The organism is Nonomuraea roseola (assembly GCF_039535395.1).
Classification (GTDB): Bacteria; Actinomycetota; Actinomycetes; order Streptosporangiales; family Streptosporangiaceae; genus Nonomuraea; species Nonomuraea roseola.
Genome location: NZ_BAAAXC010000015.1, coordinates 5251364 through 5271153, shown reverse-complemented (window position 1 = coordinate 5271153; position 19790 = coordinate 5251364). Strand labels below are relative to the sequence as shown.

The 19790-nt window shown below is 69.1% G+C and carries 18 protein-coding genes and 1 riboswitch; of the genes, 9 read left to right on the top strand and 9 right to left on the bottom strand.

Translation table 11 applies throughout. The features are described from left to right. Positions 1-27: 27 nt before the first annotated feature. The gene (locus ABFX55_RS48355; protein ID WP_346130852.1) at positions 28-1806 is read right to left on the bottom strand and encodes a PA14 domain-containing protein; all 1779 of its coding nucleotides are present in this window, start codon (positions 1804-1806) and stop codon (positions 28-30) included. A 156-nt stretch (positions 1807-1962) separates the two neighbouring features. Continuing rightward, on the bottom strand, positions 1963-3729 hold the full coding sequence (locus ABFX55_RS48350) for a serine/threonine protein kinase (protein WP_346130850.1): 1767 nt from the start codon (positions 3727-3729) through the stop codon (positions 1963-1965). A 112-nt stretch (positions 3730-3841) separates the two neighbouring features. Between ABFX55_RS48350 and ABFX55_RS48345 the strand changes: the two genes are divergently transcribed. Continuing rightward, positions 3842-4600: an IclR family transcriptional regulator gene (locus tag ABFX55_RS48345; RefSeq protein ID WP_183658184.1), complete on the top strand. Its 759-nt coding sequence runs from the start codon at positions 3842-3844 to the stop codon at positions 4598-4600. Positions 4601-4639: 39 nt separating this feature from the next. On the opposite strand, the gene ABFX55_RS48340 is transcribed toward ABFX55_RS48345, so the two are convergent. From ABFX55_RS48340 to melA, 4 genes are read right to left on the bottom strand one after another with little or no spacing between them, the layout of a single operon-like run. After that, positions 4640-5458 (bottom strand): carbohydrate ABC transporter permease, encoded by an 819-nt coding sequence (locus ABFX55_RS48340; RefSeq protein ID WP_346130848.1) that lies wholly within the window; start codon positions 5456-5458, stop codon positions 4640-4642. Continuing rightward, positions 5455-6381 carry a carbohydrate ABC transporter permease gene (locus ABFX55_RS48335; RefSeq protein WP_346130847.1) on the bottom strand — a complete coding sequence of 309 codons (927 nt, stop codon included), beginning with the start codon at positions 6379-6381 and terminating at the stop codon, positions 5455-5457. The genes ABFX55_RS48340 and ABFX55_RS48335 overlap by 4 nt, the downstream gene beginning before the upstream one ends. Beyond that, the gene (locus tag ABFX55_RS48330; RefSeq protein ID WP_346130846.1) at positions 6378-7670 is read right to left on the bottom strand and encodes an ABC transporter substrate-binding protein; all 1293 of its coding nucleotides are present in this window, start codon (positions 7668-7670) and stop codon (positions 6378-6380) included. The genes ABFX55_RS48335 and ABFX55_RS48330 overlap by 4 nt, the downstream gene beginning before the upstream one ends. Further along, positions 7667-8956 (bottom strand): alpha-glucosidase/alpha-galactosidase, encoded by a 1290-nt coding sequence (gene melA / locus ABFX55_RS48325; protein WP_346130844.1) that lies wholly within the window; start codon positions 8954-8956, stop codon positions 7667-7669. Before melA ends, ABFX55_RS48330 begins: the two co-directional genes overlap by 4 nt. Positions 8957-9202: 246 nt before the next feature. Here melA and ABFX55_RS48320 point away from each other — a divergent pair, with 246 nt between their 5' ends. Beyond that, positions 9203-10195 carry an endo alpha-1,4 polygalactosaminidase gene (locus ABFX55_RS48320; RefSeq protein ID WP_346130843.1) on the top strand — a complete coding sequence of 331 codons (993 nt, stop codon included), beginning with the start codon at positions 9203-9205 and terminating at the stop codon, positions 10193-10195. A 38-nt stretch (positions 10196-10233) separates the two neighbouring features. Here ABFX55_RS48320 and ABFX55_RS48315 read toward each other — a convergent pair whose 3' ends face one another. Both ABFX55_RS48315 and ABFX55_RS48310 read right to left on the bottom strand, forming a co-directional pair. Next, the gene (locus tag ABFX55_RS48315; protein ID WP_346130841.1) at positions 10234-11283 is read right to left on the bottom strand and encodes an amidohydrolase family protein; all 1050 of its coding nucleotides are present in this window, start codon (positions 11281-11283) and stop codon (positions 10234-10236) included. Between the two features lie 12 nt (positions 11284-11295). After that, positions 11296-12231, bottom strand: coding sequence for a zinc-binding dehydrogenase (locus tag ABFX55_RS48310; RefSeq protein WP_346130839.1), 936 nt, complete (start codon positions 12229-12231; stop codon positions 11296-11298). 156 nt (positions 12232-12387) lie between these two features. Here ABFX55_RS48310 and ABFX55_RS48305 point away from each other — a divergent pair, with 156 nt between their 5' ends. From ABFX55_RS48305 to ABFX55_RS48285, 5 genes are all read left to right on the top strand, one after another. Further along, on the top strand, positions 12388-13470 hold the full coding sequence (locus tag ABFX55_RS48305) for an alanine racemase (RefSeq protein ID WP_346130838.1): 1083 nt from the start codon (positions 12388-12390) through the stop codon (positions 13468-13470). Positions 13471-13483: 13 nt separating this feature from the next. Then, entirely contained in the window at positions 13484-14248 is a 765-nt protein-coding gene (locus ABFX55_RS48300) for an SDR family NAD(P)-dependent oxidoreductase (protein ID WP_346130836.1), read from the top strand. A 113-nt stretch (positions 14249-14361) separates the two neighbouring features. Beyond that, complete coding sequence (locus ABFX55_RS48295; RefSeq protein WP_346130835.1) at positions 14362-14739, top strand: ArsR/SmtB family transcription factor; 378 nt, start codon at positions 14362-14364, stop codon at positions 14737-14739. Between the two features lie 11 nt (positions 14740-14750). Continuing rightward, the gene (locus tag ABFX55_RS48290) at positions 14751-15458 is read left to right on the top strand and encodes a cation efflux transmembrane domain-containing protein (protein ID WP_379479187.1); all 708 of its coding nucleotides are present in this window, start codon (positions 14751-14753) and stop codon (positions 15456-15458) included. Continuing rightward, a complete protein-coding gene (locus ABFX55_RS48285) occupies positions 15458-15826 on the top strand; it encodes a DUF3703 domain-containing protein (RefSeq protein ID WP_346130832.1) in 369 nt (122 codons plus the stop codon). Before ABFX55_RS48290 ends, ABFX55_RS48285 begins: the two co-directional genes overlap by 1 nt. A 45-nt stretch (positions 15827-15871) precedes the next feature. Here the strand turns inward: ABFX55_RS48285 and ABFX55_RS48280 are convergent, their stop codons facing one another. Beyond that, positions 15872-16645, bottom strand: a complete 774-nt coding sequence (locus ABFX55_RS48280; protein WP_346130830.1) for a CHAP domain-containing protein — start codon at positions 16643-16645, stop codon at positions 15872-15874. Between the two features lie 15 nt (positions 16646-16660). Beyond that, a riboswitch (cyclic di-AMP (ydaO/yuaA leader) is annotated at positions 16661-16830 on the bottom strand. 1047 nt (positions 16831-17877) lie between these two features. Here ABFX55_RS48280 and ABFX55_RS48275 point away from each other — a divergent pair. Together ABFX55_RS48275 and ABFX55_RS48270 are read left to right on the top strand one after the other, a co-directional pair. Then, a complete protein-coding gene (locus ABFX55_RS48275) occupies positions 17878-18498 on the top strand; it encodes a hypothetical protein (protein ID WP_346130829.1) in 621 nt (206 codons plus the stop codon). Positions 18499-18858: 360 nt separating this feature from the next. After that, entirely contained in the window at positions 18859-19479 is a 621-nt protein-coding gene (locus tag ABFX55_RS48270; protein WP_346130827.1) for an NUDIX hydrolase, read from the top strand. Positions 19480-19790 lie beyond the last annotated feature (311 nt).

Below are 19790 nucleotides of genomic sequence, written 5' to 3'. Positions count from 1 at the left end.
CGCCGCGGAGGCCGGTACGGCCGGCTCCTAGCCCGCCAGCAGCTTGTCGGCCGGGATGACCTGGCGCGGGATGCTCGGGCTCGACCAGCGCAGTTCGGCGATGGCGTCGTAGCCCCTGTCGTAGAACTCCATCCTGATGTCGTGCGGCCCCGCGCTCAGCGCGATCTGGCCGGTGTCGTCACGCTTGGAGTGGTCGGTCCAGTTGTCGATGAGCGCCTTGCCGTCCACCCACAGCCGCACCCCGTCGTCGGTGGTGGTGACGAAGGTGTAGGTCTCGGCCTTGTCGGCCACCACCTTCCCCGTCCACCGCACGCTGAAGGTGTCGGGGCCGATGGCAGGGTGAGGGGCGCCCTGCCCCCAGTCGAAGTTCACGGTGGAGTCGATCCTGGTGGCCGTGGCCCCGGTGAGGTCGACGTTGTCGTAGTAGGTCGCGGAGAGGCCCTGCTGGTCGATCACCAGCGTCGTCACCGAGCCCGCCGGCAGCGTGACGGTGGCTTTGCCGCCGCTGATCGTGGCGGTTCCTGTCCTGTGCGGGGCCCAGGCGTCCTGGGTGCTCCGCCAGACGGCGGCGGTCCCCGCCGTCACTCCGGTGAGCGTCACGCCCGCCTCGACCTGGTCGGCGCCGACGTTGATCAGGACCACGTTCTTGGCGTGGTCGGAGGCGAACACGTGCAGCTTGTCGGTGTCCGCGCTCGCCTGCACGACGGTCTTGCCGAAGGGCCTGAACAGCCCCTCGCCCGTGTACATGCCGATGCCGTGGTAGATCGGCAGCGGCTCGCTGCGCGGGATGCCGCCCTCGCCCTTGGTGCTGGTCAGGCCGAGCTGGCCGTTCTTGTCGCCGTACTGGAAGGCGCCGGCGCCCGCGTGCAGCATCTGCCCGAGCGCCGCCGCGCCCCACAGCGTGTTGAAGTGCGTCAGCGTACGGTGGCCGTCGGGGTCATCGAAGTCGGAGTTGAACTCGCCGATCTGGAGCTCGACCTTCCTGCCGAGAACGGACTCGGCCAGGGCGCTCACCTCCTTGATGTCGGTCTCGTACTGACGGATCACGCTGCCGAGGAGCGCCTCGTCGGTGACGGGCTCGGAGCCGTTGCCGTAGTCGTGGTAGTCGAGGAAGTCGACCCGGTCGCGGGAGCCCTCGAGGAAGGTCCTGATGTAGCCGAGGTCGTTCCACGCCGTGGCGGGGCCGCCCACCTTGACCGCGGGGTTTTCCGCCCGCAGCGCGTCGGCGATCAGGTTGAAGCGCCTGCTGTACTCGCCGGCCGGCATCTCGGGCTTTTCCGGAGTGCACGCGCAGTTGAGCTCGTTGCCGAGGATGAAGCGCTGGACCGGCTTGCCGGTGGCGGCGAAGTGCTTGTAGAGGGCCACCGCGTCGCCGCGGTTCACCTCGGCGCTCTGCCGGCCGTCCACCTGGAGGATGACGACGGGCTCGGCGCCCAGGTCGCGGATGGCGGCGATCCAGGCGTCGCCCGAGACCTCCGTGGCGCACTTGTAGCCGCCGCAGATGATCGGGCTGTCATGGTTTCCAGGCTCCTGGTAGTGGAGCTCCAGCCGCATGCGGCCCACACCCAGCTTGCGCAGGTGCTCGCGGTGCTTGGCGTCGTTGGTGATGTACGAGCCTTCGCCGTACCCGGTGATCGAGACGCCGATGTCGGCGGGCGAGATGGTCCGGATCGGCTTGGTGAAGTCCACTGATACGGCGGCGGCCACGGCCGCCTCCGCCGGCGCGCCCGCCGGGCCGATCACCACGGCGGCGGTCAGACCGCCCGCGAGTACGGCGCGCAGCGTGCGACGTGCGAGTGCGATCATTCTTCTCCTGTCAACAATGCCCACAAGATCCTGTGGATCATGACATAAGCGGATGACCGTGGAGTTACACGAAGCCGACCTCTCCCCTCGCACGACCGCGGGGCGCGTGGCCGTCAACTCGAGGGAGCGGCAGGCGAAGAGCGCCCCGCCCGCCCGTCACGGCTTGTCGATCCGGCCGCCGGACCGCCAGTCGCGGTAGGTGGTGATGAAGTCGGATCTGTAGATGCCGCTGTCGCCGGTGGGGACGCACCAGGTGAGCCTGAAGCGCTCCGGCCTGCCGTCAGGGTCGGTGGAGAGGCTGTAGGTGAGGTACGAACGAGGGGTCGTCCGCTCGACGTCCCCGCCCGACCAGGAGTCGAGGAGGGCGCGAAGGAGCCCGCTCGTCTGGTCGATGGCCATGGTTCCCGTGTAGGTGTGTCCCCTCCTCCTCATCCGCGTGGAGTTGGCCACCACCTCGCGGATGATCGACGGTCCGGCGGTGCCCGCGATCATCAGGGCGACCCATTCGGGGCTCTCTGGCCGCAGGACCGACACCTGCTCGTCACCGGGGTGGAGGGTGTCGCCGTCGAGGACGACGTAGCGGGCCCTCGGTCTGTCGTCGCCCGCCTCGACCAGCATGTCGAGGTCGTTCCCACCGTGGTCGGTGGTCACCGTACGGCCGGTCGCCGTCGCGTGGGCGCTGCTCTGGGTGATGCCGCCCTGGAAGGAGAAGCTCGCCGCGGGGTTGGCCTCCAGCGCCAGGTCGAGGGCGGCGGCCAACTCGGTGGGCGTCCGGGGCGGCTCGAACTGCTCCGGAGTGGACGGTGACGCCGAGGTGGGCTCGGAGGACGGCGTGGGCTCCGACGACGAGATGTCGGGCGACGGTGGTGTGGAGTCGCTCGCGGACGTCGACGGCCTGGACGCCCTAGCGGTGGTGGCGAGGGTGGAGCGCGTCGACGGCTGGTCCTCCTCCGGCAGGAGCCGGAGGGCGCCGGCCGCCCCCACGCCCAGGACGAGCACGGCCGCCACGTACGCCATCGCGGTCCGGCGACCGCCGCCGCCCCCGGGCCATGGGACGTCCTCGACGGGAAGCACCCACGTGCGGTCCAGCCGCGCCGTCAGCTCGTCGGCCCCGCCGATCCGCCACGCCCCTGACACGGCTTCCATGACCTCCTGCGTGGAGGGCCGGGATAACGGCTCCTTGGCCAGCGTCCTGTCGACCAGCTCGCGCAGGGACGCGGGGACCGCCGGGGTGTCCACAGGGTCGTTGAGAACCCTGAGCGCGAGGACCTCGGGCCGGCCCGTGCCGTACGGCGGCCTGCCCGTCGCCGCGTACACGGCGAGCATCCCCCAGCCGTAGACGTCGGCGGCCGTCGCGGCCGGCGTGCTGCGGTACTCCTCGGGGCTCACCCATCCCGGAGTCCCGATCAGGGTCCCCGACCGGGTCACCGATGTCCCGTCGAGGGCTCGCGCGATGCCGAAGTCCACGAGCCTGGGGCCGCTCGGCGAGAGGATCACGTTGGAGGGCTTGATGTCACGGTGGATGACGCCCACGGCGTGAACGGCGGCCAGCGCCTCCGCCAGCCCGGCCACGAGGCCGAACCACCGGTCGCCCTGGAGGGGGCCGTCCGCCTGGACGTACTCCTCCAGCGTCGGCCCCGGCACGTACTCGGCGGCCAGCCATGGGCGCGCCGCGTTCGCGTCGGATGCGAGGATCCGCGCGGTGCACACGCCTCGCACGCGCCCCAGAACGGAGATCTCGCGCGCGAACCTCGCCCGGAACTCGGGGTCCGCCGCGAAGGAGGCGTGGATGAGCTTGACCGCGATCCGTACGCCGTCCGGGCCGAGCCCGGCGTACACGACGCCCATTCCGCCCGCTCCCAGCCGGCCCACGATGCGGTACGGGCCGATCTGCCGAGGGTCGTCGCCGTTGATCGGGATCACTCGGAGTTTCTATCCCATTCCCGCGGCGGTGGAAACGAGAAGACCGCTCGGAACGCGCCCAATTCCGTATAACGCGCTAGCATTCCACAAAGCGGAACATGAGGAGAGTGCAGTGGCTGAGGCCCAGTCCCCCGTCGGCAGCGTCGATCGCGCCCTGCTCATCCTGCAGGAGATCGGAAAACACAGCAGGGGCGTTACGCTCGACGAGCTCGCCACCCGGCTCGGCCTCCCCAAGAGCTCGCTCCACCGGCTGCTCGGCGCGCTCAAGCACCGCGGGTTCGCCGCCCAGCCCGAGCCGAGCGGCCCCTACTTCCTCGGCACCGAGATGCTGGCGACGGCCTTCAGGTTCTACGAGACGATGGACCTGCGCACGCTCGTACGGCCGCTGCTGCTGCGGCTGAGCGAGGAGTTCACCGAGACCGTGCACATGGCGATGCTCGACGGCAGCGAGGTCGTCTATCTCGACAAGGTCGAGGCGGTCCGCTCGATCACGATGACCTCGGTCGTGGGCGGCCGCAACGCGGCCCACTGCACGGGCGTCGGCAAGGCGCTGCTGGCCTGGACCTATCCGACCGACGAGGCGATCAGGGCGTGGGCCGAAAGGTACGGCCCGCTGTCGACCAGGACCCGTAACACGATCACCCATCCGGGCAAGCTCGCCACCCACCTCGACCAGGTACGGCAGCGCGGCTACGCGCTCGACCTGGAGGAGAACGAGTACGGCGTGCGGTGCGTGGCCGCCCCCGTCTTCATGGGCAGGACCGCGCCCGTCGCCGCGGTGAGCGTGACCGCGATCAAGGACCGCATGTCCCCCGCCAGGATGGAAGAGGTGGGCAACGTCCTGAAGCGGGCGGTGGCCGAGAAGATCTGACAGCTCGGGCGGAGAGCGCGCCGCTCCCCGCCCGAGCCGTCAGCCCTTGACCGCGCCGGTCAGCGCCTGGACGAAGCGGCGCTGGCCGAAGAGGAAGACCGCCAGCACCGGCAGCGTCGTCATCACCGTGCCCGCCATGATCGCCGGCCAGTCGGCGCGGTGCTGCCCCTGGAAGGTCGTCAGACCCACCTGGACCGTGTAGTTGTCCTCCGAGTTGATCGCCACCAGCGGCCAGAACAGGTCGTTCCACGCCGTGATGAACGTGATGACGGCCAGCGCCGCCAGTGCGGGCCTGGCCACCGGCAGCACCACCCGGTAGAACACCGCGACGCGCGAGCAGCCGTCGATACGCGCCGCCTCCTCCAGCTCCTTGGGGAACGACTGGAAGAAGGAGGTCATCAGGTAGATGCCCACCGCCGAGCTGAGCTGCGGCACGATCAGCGCGCCGAGCGTGTCGGTGAGCCCCATCTGGTTGAACATCAGGAAGGTCGGGATCACCGTGAGCTGGAACGGGATCAAGGCCGTGGCGATGACCAGGACAAGGACCAGCTTGGAGCCGACGAACCTGATCCTGGCGAACGCGTAGCCCGCCATGCTGCACAGCACGACCTGGGCCAGCACGATCGCTCCCGACACGACGACGCTGTTGAGGAACCAGCGCAGGAAGTTCGAGCGCTCGACGACCGTGCGGTAGCCGTCCAGATCGACGCCCTCCGGCCAGATCGCCGGAGGGAACCTGTTGAGCTCGGCCTGGGTCATCACGGAACTGAGCACCAGCCAGACGAACGGCAGCAGGACCACCGCCGACATCGGCGCCAGCACCAGGTGCCACTTGCTGGGCAGGCGGAGGCGTCTCATGTCGCGACCCCCCTCCGCCGCGCCACCAGCAGGCCCACGACGATCAGCAGCAGAGTCCCGGCGAACAGCACGTAGGCCACGGCGGCGCCGTACCCCGCGGTGGAGTAGGTGAAGGCGAGCTGCCAGACGTAGTAGACGATGGTCACCGTCGCGTTGGCGGGGCCGCCCTTCGTCGTGGTCATGACCAGGTCGAAGAACTGCAGTGCGTCGATCACGCCCCAGACCGTCAGGAAGATCGTCATCGGGCGCACCGACGGCACGATGATGTGCCTGAAGGTGGTCCACCGTCCCGCGCCGTCGATCGAGGCGGCCTCCATCACCTCCCTGCTGATCTCCTGGATCGCGGCCAGGTAGATCACCACGGAGAACCCGAAGCGCGTCCAGAAGAAGATCAGGGTGAGGACGAACATCGCCTGCGAGGGGCTGCTGAGCAGCCCCTGGATCGGCAGCCCCAGCTTGGCGAGCAGCCCGTTGGCCAGGCCGAAGTCGCGGTCGAAGATGAACCCCATGAGCAGGCCCGTCGCGGTGGCCGAGACGATGTAGGGCACGAGGAAGCAGGTCCGGTAGAACCCTATCCCGCGCACCTTCCTGTTCAGCAGCACCGCGACCAGCAGGCCCGCGACCAGCGACGCGGGGATGTAGAGCATCAGCAGCAGCCCGGTGTTCCGCAGCGCCTGGAAGAACACCGGGTCCTCGAGCAGCGCCCGGTAGTTGTCCAGCCCGACGTTGCGCCCTGGCGTCATCAGGTCGGAGTCGGTGAACGACAGCGCCAGCGCCCACGCCATGGGCACCAGCGAGAACCCCAGGATGACCAGCGTCGCCGGCCCTGCGAAGGACCAGCCCGCGATGTTGTCGCCGAGCTTCCTGCGGTCCTTCGAGCGCCTGTGCGCGGCGGTGGAGGCGCTGACCGCGGTGCTGCTCATGATCCAGGTACGGCCAGCGCCGCGTCCGACTTGGCGACCGCCTCGTCGAGCGCCGTCTTCACGTCGCTCCTGCCGAGCAGGGTCTGCGCGACGGCCTCGGCCACGAAGGCGGACACCCTCGGGTACCTGGTGGTCGCCGGCCTGACCCGCTTGGCGTTGGCCAGGTTGGCCGAGATCACGTCGATGCCCCGGTACTTGTCGAGGTAGTCCTGGTAGCCGGGCAGCTTGGTGATCGACTCCCTGATCGGCAGCGAGCCCGTGTCACCCATCCACACCAGCTGCTGCTCGGCGGCAGTCAGCCAGGCCAGGAACGTGGCCGAGGCCTTGACCCTGCGCTCGTCGTGGTCGAAGACCACCCAGTTGTCGGGCCCTGAGATGGTCTCGTGGTTGCCGTCGGTGCCGGGCAATGGCGAGACGCCGTAGTCGACCTTCGCCGCCTGCAGGTCGGGCAGCACCCACGGCCCCGACAGGAACAGGCCGAGCCTGCCGGACTCGAACAGCTTCTGCCCCTTCTCCGCGGGGCTGGAGTCGAGGTAGACGGACTTGTCGTCGACCGCCATGGCGCGCAGCCTGCCGAGCGCCTGCTGGCCCGCCGCGGAGTTGAAGACCGCCTTCTTGTGGTCGGGCGTGAGGATGTCGCCGCCGGCCTGCCAGATCATCGGCCACAGGCCCCAGACCGCCTCCTCGCCGCCGCTGATCGGCCAGGTGGTGCCGAAGACGCCGTCCTGGGCGTTGGTGGCCTGCTTGGCCATCGCCCTGAAGTCGTCCCAGGTCCAGCCCGCCTTGGGCGGCTGGAGGCCCGCCTTGGCCAGCACCTTCTTGTTGTAGAGGACGACCATGTTGTCGACCACGGCGGGGAAGCCGATGACCTTGCCCTCGATGGTGACGGCCTCGCGCTCGCTGGCCCAGAAGTCCTTCCATTGGACGGCGGGGTCCTTGACGAACTCCGTGAGGTCGGCCGTCTTGGGGTTCCTGGCGATGTTGGGCGCCCATGAGCCGTAGAGGTAGGCGATGTCCGGGTAGGAGTCGGAGGTGAGCGCCGCGGTGATCTTGGGCAGCATGCCGTCCGCCGTGGCTCCACCCGACTCGGTGTTGACCTTGATGTCCGGGTGGCTCTGGTTGAACCGGTCGACCAGCTTCTCGATCGACTTCGCGGAGGCGTCCTCCTGGCCGTGCCAGATGGTGATCTCGACTGGACCGCTCGCCGCCTGCTTGTCCTGTGTGCCGCCGCCGCCGCAGCCGGTCGCGACCAGGGTGAGGACCGCCGCGGCGGCCAGCGCCCGCCTCATCGGACACCCTCGGGAAGCAGCTCGCCGTGGGCCTCGATCATCTCGTCGACGAGGTCGTGGATCTGCTGGAGCGTGAGCGTGGCCGAAGCGTTGGGATCGAGCATGGCGGCGTGGTAGACGTGGTCGCGGCGGCCTTCGAGGGCCGCTCTCACGGTCAGGTCGCCCACGTTCAGGAACGTCCTGTTCAGCGCGGCCAGCTGGGGCGGCAGCTCGCCGATCCTGGTCGGACGCATCCCCGACCTGTCGACCAGGCACGGCACCTCGACGCAGGCGTCGCCGGGCAGGTTGGCGATCAGGCCGTCGTTGCGCACGTTGCCGTGGACGACCCTCGACGTGCCGGTCTCGATGGAGTGGATGACCTCGGAGGCCAGCTCCATGGCCGGCTCGATCTCGACGCCCTCGCCCGCGGCGAGCCTGCGCCTGGTCTCCTCGTAGGTGTCGAGGTTCTCCTCCGACCAGCGCAGGTAGATCTCGACGGGGATGCGGAAGTGCTCGACCTGGTCGTCGTGGTGCAGGAACCAGGGCAGGTACTCCGAGCCGTGCTCGCTCGACTCGGTGGGGAAGTGGCCGAAGCGGCGGTACATCTCCACTCTGACGGTCCTGCGCAGCTCGGGGTCGCGGGCGATGACCTCGTCCAGCGCCGGGTAGAGGTTCTGGCCCTTGTGCTCGAACTTCAGCACGAACGCCTGGTGGTTGGCGCCCGCCGTGACGAAGGAGACCTCCTCCTCCGGCACGCCCACCAGCGAGGCCAGCCTGGCCTGGGTGTCGCGGACGGAGTGGCAGAGGCCGACGACGTTCTTGAAGGGCGTTCCCTGGTAGACGGCGCGGGGGATCATCGCCATCGGATTGGTGTAGTTGAGGAGCAGCGCGTGCGGCGCCAGCTCGGCCAGGTCGTGGCCGAGGCCCACCATCACCGGAATCGTACGGAGCGCCCTGAAGATCCCACCGATGCCGAGGGTGTCGGCTATCGTCTGGCGCAGGCCGTAGCGACGGGGGATCTCGAAGTCGACACGGGTGGCGGCGTGCCCGCCTACGGCGATCTCGTTGATCACGTAGTCGGCGCCGTCCACGGCGGCTCGGCGGTCGAGGTGGGCCTCCACCTTGGCGCCAAGCCCGAGCTCCGTGACCATCCAGTTGGCCATGGCCTCGGCCGTGGCCAGCCGCTCGGGGTCGATGTCGTGCAGGACCAGGCTGGACTCTCCGAGCTCCGGAAATGTCAGGATGTCGGAGAGGACGTTCTTGGTGAACTCGACGCTGCCGGCGCCGACGAAGACTATGCGTGCCATGGGGTTCCCTCCACAGAGCACACGGTGGGCGTGACGGCCCACTGCGTGCGGTGAGTATAGCCACCCATCCGCGATACAGACTAGAGTTCCGCTATGCGGAAAGATCTTGTTGAGGCGGAGGATTGGCGCTTTTCATCTGTTTTGCGGAAGTCTCGACGTCAAGAGGAAGGTTGACAACCTCCGATCATGCCCGATTTCCTTAGTGGCGGAATATCATTCCGCTATATGGAATAGAAGGAGAGTGCGTTGGTCAGTTTCCGATCCATCTCCACACGCCTGACCGCGGTCGCAGCCTTACTGCCGGTCGCCGCGCTCGGCCTCACGGCGTCCGCCGAGGCCGCCGCGACAGCCACCCCTGGCGCCGCCAAGGGCACGGAGGCGGCGGCGAGCGCGGCGATCTGGCGCCCTCCGGTGCAGAGCCGCTGGCAGTACCAGCTCCAGGGCAACAAGGCCTACGCCTCGACCGGCGGCATCAACGTCAACATCTGCGAGGTGCCGCAGACCGGCGGCGCGTGCGTGCGGCCGACCGTCTTCGACATCGACCTCTACGTCGACGCCGAGATCGCGGGCAACAACTCCACGCTCAACACCGCGGGCGTCAAGGCCATCCACGCCAAGGGCGCCAAGGCCGTCTGCTACATCGACGCGGGGTCCATCGAGGAGTTCAGGCCCGACTACCAGCAGTTCGTCGACTGGCACGAGAGCCACGGCAACTCGCTGCTGGGCAAACCGTTCAGCGAGGAGTTCCCGAACGAGCGCTGGGCGAACATCAACAACGACAAGGGCCAGCGTGACTTCCTCCTGAAGATGATGGAGCCCCGCGTCGACAAGTGCGTCCAGGCGGGGTTCGACGGGGTCGAGTTCGACGTCGTGCACGCCCACGAGGAGGGCAAGGAGGTCACCGGCTGGGACATCAGCCCGGAGACCCAGCTGATCTACAACAGGGCGCTGGCCGACCTGGCCCACAGGAAGGGCCTGTCCGTCGCGCTGAAGAACGACCTCAGCCAGATCGACGACCTGGTGTCGGTCTTCGACTACGCGGTCAACGAGGAGTGCTTCCAGTACAAGGAGTGCGCCGACCTGTCGGCCTTCGTCAGGGCGGGCAAGCCGGTCTTCCAGGTGGAGTACAAGACCTCGCCGGGGAGCTTCTGCGCCAAAGCGAACCAGCTGAAGTTCAACTCCATCAAGAAGGCGACCGACTACTCGCTGTACGACAAGCCGTACAAGCCGTGTAAGTGAGCGCGCGCGGTGGCCCTGCCGGGGGCGGGGCCACCCGTTCATGCCAGCCTCGGCACGAGTGCGAGCGCGTTGCCCGCGTAGACCCGCGCGAGCACGTCGTCGGGCAGGTCGAGCCCACTGATGGTCCAGCGTCCCATCAACGGCGGGTCCTGCGTGGAGTGGGCGAAGGCCTCGTCGGCGCTCTCCATGAAGCGGAAGTGGATGCGGTAGACCTCGGGGTCAGGCGGGATCTCGTCGGTCCCGAACAGCACGCGGCCGGAGTGACGCAGCAGCAGCTCTCGAGCCGCGCGGGGCGCGCGTCCCAGCTCCGCGATGCGGGCGGCGACGTCGATGTGGAAGTTGGGGTAACGGTCGAGCATGCCGCCGACCCAGCCGAGGTTCTCCGGCCAGCACCCCGCGTGCACACCGATCACGGTCGTCGCGGGGTGGGCGGCGACCATCGACTCCATGGCCTCCATCAGCCGCTCGAAGCGGGGGAAGCCGGGCCCCGAGAACGCCCAGTCGGGGCGGGCCGCCAGCTGCTCCACCCGCTCGTTGCGCTCGTCGATCGGCTGGAAGAACGCGACAGGGTCGGCGGTGTGCAGGGCGATCGGGACGCCCAGCTCCCCCGCCGCCGCCCACAGCGGCGCGAGCCGTTCGTCGTCGAGCATGACCAGCTCGCCGCGATGGTCGCGGCGGCGCAGGCCGACGTCCTTCCACACCTTGAGCCCCGCGGCGCCCTCGGCGACGCAGGCGCGCAACTGCGCGGCCAGCCGCTCGCCGAAGCCATGGCCGGGATCGGCGGTCCACGACCAGTCGACGTGGCAGAAGGTGGCGAACCTGCCTGGATGGGCGGCGTCGTAACGTTCCAGATTCGCGGCCAGCTCGCCGCCCCAGCGGCCGTCGAGGTTGACCATGCCGCGTAGGTTGAGCCCGTCCATCGTCGCCAGGAGCGCGGGCACGTCCTTGACCATCCAGTCGCCGTCGCCGGTGAGCCAGCGGCCGAGGTGGACGTGCGCGTCCACGGCGGGCACGCGGGCCCTTTCGACGACGGTGACCGGCACGGTGAGCTGGGAGATCGGGCGGTACTGGGAGAGGGGGATGTCCACGGCTGCCTCGGTTCAGGGGGTGAGCAGGGCCTTGACGGGAACGCTGTGACCGTTCATCAGCGTGGTGAAGACGTCCGCCCCCTCGATCAGCGGGAAGGTGGCGACCCAGCCGAGGTCCCATCCGCCGACCAGCTCGGCGGCCGTGGCGAAGTCGGCGTCGGTGTAGGCGAACGAGCCGAGCACCCGCTTCTCGCCGCGCACGAGCCCGGCGGCGTCGAAGCCCGCGACGGCGTCGGCCAGGCCCAGCCACACCGCGACCCCGCCGGGCCGTAGCAGCGCGAGCGACCGTTCGCGGGTGACGGCGGCGCCCACCGCGTCGAAGATCACGTCGTACTCGCCGGTCAGCTGGGCCACGGCCGCGTCCGCGCCGAGGCCGCGCGCGATCGCGCGCCGGCTCTCCGCGTGGTCGGCCACCTCGATGCCTGCGGCCCCGCCCGAGAGGGCGACCTGCAGGCAGGCGAGGCCGATCGCGCCCGCGCCGATGACGCCGACGCGCGCCCCCGCGGGAGCTCCGGCCAACGACCACGCGTGCACCGCGTTCGCCGCGGGCTCCACGATGCCCGCCGCCGTCCAGTCCAGCTCCACGGGCGGCGCGGTGATCGCCGCGCGGGGTACGGCCACGCGCTCGGCGAAGCCGCCCGGCCGGTGCACGCCGACGATCTGCCGCTTCCTGCACACGTTCCGCAGACCGATCACGCACACGTCGCAGGCGCCGCACGACAGGATCGGGTTGACGATCACCTGGGTCCCGTCGTCCGTACGGCCGGCGAACTCGTGCCCCATCACCAGCGGCGGCACCCTGAACCCTGGCGTCCTGACGCCGTGCAGCTCGCTCCCGCAGATGCCGGAGGTGACCACGTGGACCAGGACCTCGCCGTCACCGACCTCCGGCTCGGCCACCTCGCGGATCTCGACGACACCAGGGCCGGTGAACACCAACGCCCTCATCGCGGGCCTCCTAATTCCGTATCGCAGAACGACATTCCGAATCAGCGCAAGAACACCAGCATGCGATGCGGCTGTCAAGGGTCTTCCGCAGCCACCGCGAGATTCCACATAACGGAACGCTGGTGCACTAGACGGAATGGATGTTAATTTCGAGACATGTACCCCGAGATCGACACTCCCGCGCTCGTCATCGACCTCGCCGCGGTCAGAGCCAATGTGACGGAGATGGCCAAGGTGGCCGCGCGCAACGGCGTCAGGCTGCGGCCGCACGTCAAGACGCACAAGATGCCCGAGCTGGCCAGGATGCAGCTCGAGGCGGGCGCGACCGGCATCACCTGCGCCAAGCTCGGCGAGGCCGAGATCATGGCCGGCGCGGGGATCGACGACATCCTGCTGGCCTTTCCGATCTGGGGCGAGCCGAAGCTACGCCGCCTGGCCGCGCTGCGCGAGCGGGCCAGGGTGCGGGTCAGCCTCGACTCCCCCGAGGTCGCCGCGGGGCTCGGCCGCCTGGGCGGGCCGCCGGTCGAGGTCCTGGTGGAGGTCGACACCGGCCAGCACCGCCTGGGCCGTCCTCCCGGCCGGCCCACCGCCGATCTGGTGGCCGAGATCGCCGCGATCCCCGGCGTCGAGGTCGTCGGGCTGCTCACGCTCGCAGGCCACGCCTACCACTCCCGCACCCCCGAGGAACTGGCCGAGACCTCCCGCCGCGAGGGCGCCGACCTGGTGGCCACGGCCGAGCTGTGCGCCCGCGACGGCATCGAGCTGCACGAGATCAGTGTCGGCTCCACGCCCACCGCCAGGCACGTCGCGGGAGTGGCGGGCGTGACCGAGATCAGGCCGGGGACCTACATCTTCAACGACGCCTCGATGATGCGCCTCGGCGTGGCGACCGAGGCGACCACGGCCGCCCGCGTGCTGGCCACCGTCATCGCCAGGCCCACGCCCGAGCGCGTGGTCTTCGACGCGGGGACCAAGTGCCTCACCTCCGACGGCAGCGGCTCACCCGACTGGATCAGGGTCGCGGGCGTGCCGTACGCGCACATGGAGTTCCTGAACGAGGAGCACGCCGTCGCGCATCTGGAGCCCGGGCACCACGGCGAGCTGCCCGTGGGGACGCGGGCGGCGCTCATCCCGAGCCACGCCTGCTCCGTCGTCAACCTCTTCGACCTGGCCCACGGCGTCGAAGATGGACAGGTCATCACCGAGCTACGCGTCGCGGCCCGCGGCGCGGTGCGTTGAAAGCAGGGACATCATGCGCGGACTGGCCGGCAGGCGAGTGCTGATCAGCGGCGGCAGCAGCGGCATCGGCGCCGCCACGGCCCGCAGGTTCCTCGAGGAGGGCTCCAGGGTCGTGCTCGGCGGGCTCGAGCAGGCCGAGGTCGCCGCGACCGTGGCCGAGCTGTCCCCGCTGGGCGAGGTGAGCGGCGTGGCGGGCGACGTCCGCGCGGAGGCCGACGTCGCCAGGCTGGTGGAGGGCGCGATCACGGCGATGGGCGGGGTCGACGTCCTGATCAACAACGCCGGTACGGCATGGCGCGAGCCGTTCCTCGAGATCACCCCCGACCACTGGGACACGATCATCGCGGTGAACCTGCGCGGCATGTTCCTCGTCGCCCAGGCCGTGGCGCGCCACCTGGTGGAGCGCGGCGAGGGCGGCGTCATCCTCAACATGTCCTCGACCAACGGCCTCGGCGGCGAGGCCGACTACGCCCACTACAACGCCTCCAAGGGCGGCGTCCTGCTTCTCACCAGGACCATGGCCGTCGAGCTGGGCAGGCACGGCATCAGGGTGAACGCGCTGTGCCCCGGCTACATCAGGACGCCGCTCAACTCGGCGATCTCGGCCGGGCTCGACGGCGACTTCGTCTCGTCGTACGAGCGTGACCACATCCCGCTCGGGCGCGCCGGGTTCGCGGAGGAGGTCGCGGCGGGGTACGCCTTCCTGGCCTCCGACGACGCGGCGTTCGTCCACGGCACCGAGCTGGTCATCGACGGCGGTCAGCTGGCGATCATGTGATGGACCTGCGGCCCTGGCGTCGCCGGACGACACGTCGAGGACACGGCCGACGCCGATCGCCGGTCACGACTCCCCCTTGCCAAGCCATCGCGCGACAGGGCTATCATCGCCATATGGCGATCAATGATGGTGGCCGGTGTGTGAGCGCCGACATCGCGGCAGGACTGCCGCCGGCGGCGGCGCTGTTCCACTCCCTGGCCGATGAGACCCGGCTGCGCATCGTGGCCAGACTGGCCCGAGGCGAGGCGCGGGTGGTGGATCTGACCGGCGAGCTCGGGCTGGCGCAGTCCACCGTCTCCAAACACCTGGCCTGTCTTCGCGACTGCGGCCTCGTCGACTACCGCGCCGAAGGACGGCAGTCGTTCTACTCGCTGACGCGGCCAGAGCTGATGGACCTGCTCGCCTCGGCCGAACAGCTCCTGTCCGCCACCGGTCACGCGGTCGCCCTGTGCCCGATGCCCGGCCTGGCAGCGCAGCCGAGGCCGTCGTGACCGCGCTGAACATGCCGGGTCTCGGGCCGTCCGCCGACCGGCGCGAGGCGCTACGGCGCCGCATCCGCCTGCTGGTCGCCGCGACGATCACCTACAACGTGGTCGAGGCCGCGGTGGCCATCACCGCGGGCACCGTCGCCTCCTCCGCCGCGCTGGTCGGCTTCGGCCTCGACTCGATCGTGGAGGTCGCCTCGGCCGCCGCGGTGGCCTGGCAGTTCTCCGGCGCCGCCCATGAAGAGCGCGAGAGGACCGCCCTGCGCGTCATCGCGCTGTCGTTCTTCGCCCTGGCCGCCTACGTCACCTTCGACGCCGTACGCGCCCTGCTCGGCACCGGCGAGGCCGACCACTCCACGCCCGGCCTGATCCTGGCCGGGCTCAGCCTGGTCGTCATGCCCTTCCTGTCGGCCGCCCAGCGGCGCGCGGGTCACGAGCTCGGCTCCGCCTCGGCCGTGGCCGACTCCAAGCAGACGCTGCTGTGCACCTACCTGTCGGCGGTGCTCCTGGCCGGGCTGGCGCTCAACAGCCTGTTCGGCTGGTCATGGGCCGACCCCGTCGCCGCCCTCGTGATCGCCGCGGTGGCGGTCAAGGAGGGTCGTGAAGCCTGGCGCGGGGACGCCTGCTGCGCTCCGCATCCGCTCGCCACCGACCTCTCAGCCCCGGATTCGGCCTCGGCCGGGTGCGCCGACGGCTGCTGCCCGAACGACCGAAAGGACGACTGATGCTCGGCCGCCGGATGCCCGCCCGCGTGCGGGCCGCCTACGACAGCGAGATGAACGCCGCCCGCACCGCCGACCCGCAGGCCCGGTGGCGACATCTGGAACGGGCGCACATCATCTCCCAGCCCTGGCCCTGGCCGCACACCCGCAACCACCTCTCGATGCTCGCCCTCGCCGTCGCCCAGCGCGACCGGCGCGAGGCCTTCGGCCAGGTGATCCGGATCATCGTCGCCGCTCCAGGCTCGGCACTGGGCCGCTACCCCGAAGGCAACACCGGCCGCGCCTCCGTGCCGCTCACCCAGCCCCAGCCGATCCCCGCCGACCTGGCCACCCTGCTGTCGAACCTCGCGTCGCCCGGCAAGGAGCGATGACCGGGCTCTGCGGCCGAGCCACACGGCTCGGCCGCAGAGCCCCCTCTACGCGAGCAGGTCCCGGTTCCACCCGGATGACCGGTGGACTCGGCCACCGCCGCCCACCGCGTGGGCCGGTCGCATGCCCCGCATTCGCTTGGCCGCCACAGCGGCGCACAGCAGCGCGACCAGCACGGCGGCCGAAGCGGTCACGTCCTGAACCTGGGGCAGTTCGGACGTCACACCGGCGAACGTCTGCCGAGCGGACACGGAGACGTCCTGCACGGCCGCGGTCTTCATCGGAGGCTCGGACGCGCCGCCGACGGCCGCGCTCTCGACCTGCTCGGAGGCGCTCTCCACGCGCGCGCCGAGGTTCTCCTGCACCTTCCTGGGGAGGCCGTAGCCGACGATCTTGCCCGGGTCACGCTCCTTGCGCTTGAGCCAGACACGGTCGGCGTTGCCCTCGATCGTGAAGACCTTGGCTCCGTCCACCTTCTCGACGATTCCGACATGGTCGATGCCATCGATGCGGTCCCCGCCGGACCAGTCGAAGAAGACGATGGCGCCTGGTTCGGGCTCCTCGCTCCACGCGTCCTGCTGTCTGAACCATTTCGCGTGGTCGACGGTGTAGGCGAACTCTCCGACGTACTCCTCGACACCGGCCTGGTGCGCCGCCCAGGTGACGAACATGTCGCACCAGGGCGCGGTCTTGAAGTAGGAGTCGCTCTTGTCCACGTTGGCGTAGTACCACTCGCCGAACTTGGTGTAGCCGTTGCTCTGTTCCCGGTAGCCGAGATCCCTTTGGGCAGCGTCAAGCAGCCCGTCCACGATGGATGGCATGAGGTTGGGGGAATGCCCTTTCTCCTTGACCGCCTACCGGGTTAGCTGACGGGTTCGGGCCAGGAGTCGCCCTACCACCACGCATGGTGGATTCCCCCCAGGCGTGGATCGCTCCACACCAAGTGGGTCCCCGGTTCCCATGACGGGACGTGCCCGTCACCGATGGGATTCGGCGGCCGACCGGCCGCCCTCGGGGGTGAAGGCAAGTCGCCGGTCAGTACGTTGCGATGTGGCAAGAAGGTAGCGATTTGTTGAACAAACCGCACCATTCCGGACAAAAGATTTACCTTGGACTGGTTTGGACAGCCGTCGACCACACCTCGCTTTTGCCCTCACGAGCTCTCCCCCGCGAGATCACCTCGTCACCATCGAGAGCGACCAGTCGCCACCTGGCACACCTTTTCGGCGCTGTTCACCTGGATCACCGCACACGCCCCCGAAGGACTGCTGCGCCACGGCGACCCGGGCCCCACGCGCCTGCACGCTCACGGTCGCCCCCTGCGCGACCCCGACGACATCGCCGCGAGCTACGTCGAAGATGTCCAACGACCTGGCAGTCCCCGACGTCAGCCCCTGTGGACGCCGCGGTTTCGCTGATCAGACACAAGCAGACTCCCGAGCAGCTCGTCGACCAGGCCTCGTCACCGAACTCGGCGTCAAGGACGGCGGCATCCAAGCCGAGCTCATCCCGCTCGCCGAGTTGACCGGCATCCTGATCAACTCCTTCCGCCACATGCTCGACGACGCCCCAACTACCTCGCACAGCCCGTCGACGTCGAGCCACCCGTCATCCTGGATTCAGAGAGGAACACGGTGGGTCGTCATGAGCCGGGCGGTTCGGGAGACGTGGGCACGGAACCTGACACGCCGATGGAGCCGACAGTGGAGTTTGTTCACCCGGAGTCGGAACGCCGGGCGGCCATGCGCCGGCGCCCCTCGCGCCGCTGCCTCGCGGACGGTGCGTGCGCTCGTGCTGACAAGCCGCCACTTGTGCTGAGGCACGTTGGCAACTGGCATCGGTTGCGGCCTGCTTGCAATGTGCTGTAAATGGCAGAGGCCGGGGTGCGTGGGCAGGGGCGATCACCACGACCGTCCGAGACGACCTGAAGCTCGCGGCGGGGCCGCTGTGGCGTCGGCGCTTCTGGACGCGGCCCGCGGGTGATCCTGGGCACTGGGCTTTCCCCCCGCTCACTCCCTATCGCAACTGATCCAGGGAGCGGCATCGTAGGTTCATGCCATCCTCCCTCCGCCATTTAGCCGCTTGGTTCGCCGCCAACGCCGACAGCATGATCGCGCTGATTCTGGCGGTGGTCATCGGCTCCCTCTCGGTCCTCTCCGACGCGCTGCGCTCCAGCGTCCTGGAGGGCACCACCCTGCTTGTCGTCGCGCTCATAGCCACCGCCTTGCTGCGCGATCGGGCCCGCACGGAGATGCAGTTTCAGCGGCTTGAGCAGTTCATGCACGTGTCCTCCCCGCAGGCGGGCGTTCCGGCAGTCAGCGACGACGAGAATCTGGAATCGCGCTTCACCGATCTGGCCCAACGGCTGGAGGGCACGTTCGCGGAGCTGGAGGAACTCGAAGCCGCCATGCAGGCCCGCGCCGCCATGGCCAGGAGGCTGGCGGCTGAGGCCGAGATGAACTGGATGGAGGCTGAGGCCAGCAGGGAGATGGCGCAGCTGCGCAAGGAAGAGGCCGAGGCATTCGACCGGCTCTTGCATAGCAAGATGGACGTAGTCGCCGAGAAGGTCGATCAGCGAGGGAAGAGAACCCAGCGCCGATACATGCTGTATGGCGTCGCGCTGGGATTCTTCGCCAGCATCGTGCTGGACGCGATGCGATCACTGTTGATTTAAGAGGCTGGGGTCCTGGCCGTACACCTCGGCCCAGACTGCCGCCATCGTCTTGAGGTGCGCGCGCTTCGCCTCACGCTCTCGCCGGGCCTACTCCTCCGTCCTCGACCGACCCCCTCGCCCTGCCGCGTACGGCATCGGCGGCCGGCTCCAGACCGGACAGATCATCTTCTGGGGGGACCGAACCAGCCCGGCACGGCCTGCGGTGGACGCAGACGCCGTGCTGCGAACGGTGGACACGTCTGCCCGTGCCGGACGACGCGCCGAACGGCCAGGACGATGAGCCGGAGCCGACAAACCGCTATTCGACACCGTAGCGGGCGGCGCATCCATCGGAGATCAGAGCACAAAGGTCGCTCCATCGTGCCCAAGTCCAGCTCGACCGCGGAAGTGGTCGCGGCACTACGTCAGGCTTGGCAGGATCTTGAGCCCTGCTGCGACACCCAACAGTCTGAACGAGAAGGGAGCTGCCAGGTGCGGACCCGGCACGGAGCTCGAACCGTATTGTTAGATCCCGATGACCAGCTGCTCATGATGCAGGTCCGAGACGATGGCGTCATCGTCGTCCCCGGTCATCCTGCGCCGGCATTCTTCTGGATCCTGCCAGGCGGCGGCGTTGAGCCCGGTGAGACCTTCCTCCAAGCCGCCCGCAGGGAACTGTTTGAAGAGACCGGCCTGACCGACATCGACTGGGGCCCATGTCTGTGGACTCGCGATGTGGACGCCTACTGGTCAGGCCAGCCCATCCACGCGCATGAGAGGTACTTCCTCGCCCGAATCCGAAACAACCAGAGCATCAGCCGAAAGCATCTAGAGCCCGCAGAACACGATGCGATTACTGAACACCGATGGTGGTCTTTCGCTGAGCTGGTCGCTGCCCAGGCGACACAGACCTTCTTCCCTCCAAGGCTGCCCCTGCTGCTCGCTGATGTCCTGGACGGGAACGGGTGCCTGCCGAGCGAACCGTTGGCCCTGGACATGTAGGCCCCCCGACGACCTGGGAAACGATCAACTGACGTGGCTGATCGCGAACGAGGTTGGGCTTCTCGCGCGGGGGGTCGAGGGCCGGCGCGGCCCGGGGTCGATCGGCGAGGGAGCGCGTTGTCTCTACGGGCTCGGTGCCCAGGGAGCCGGCGATGACAGGGTCGCCTCGAGTAATGAGTTCTTTTCCTTTCACATGTTTCCACCGGGACACTTCCAGAGCTTTGCTGGAAGCGACCGATGGTTGTGAGTATTTGTTGAATGAAAAGTTCTCCATGGGTGCACCCCGACCGCTGTCCGCGCTCGTCATCAAG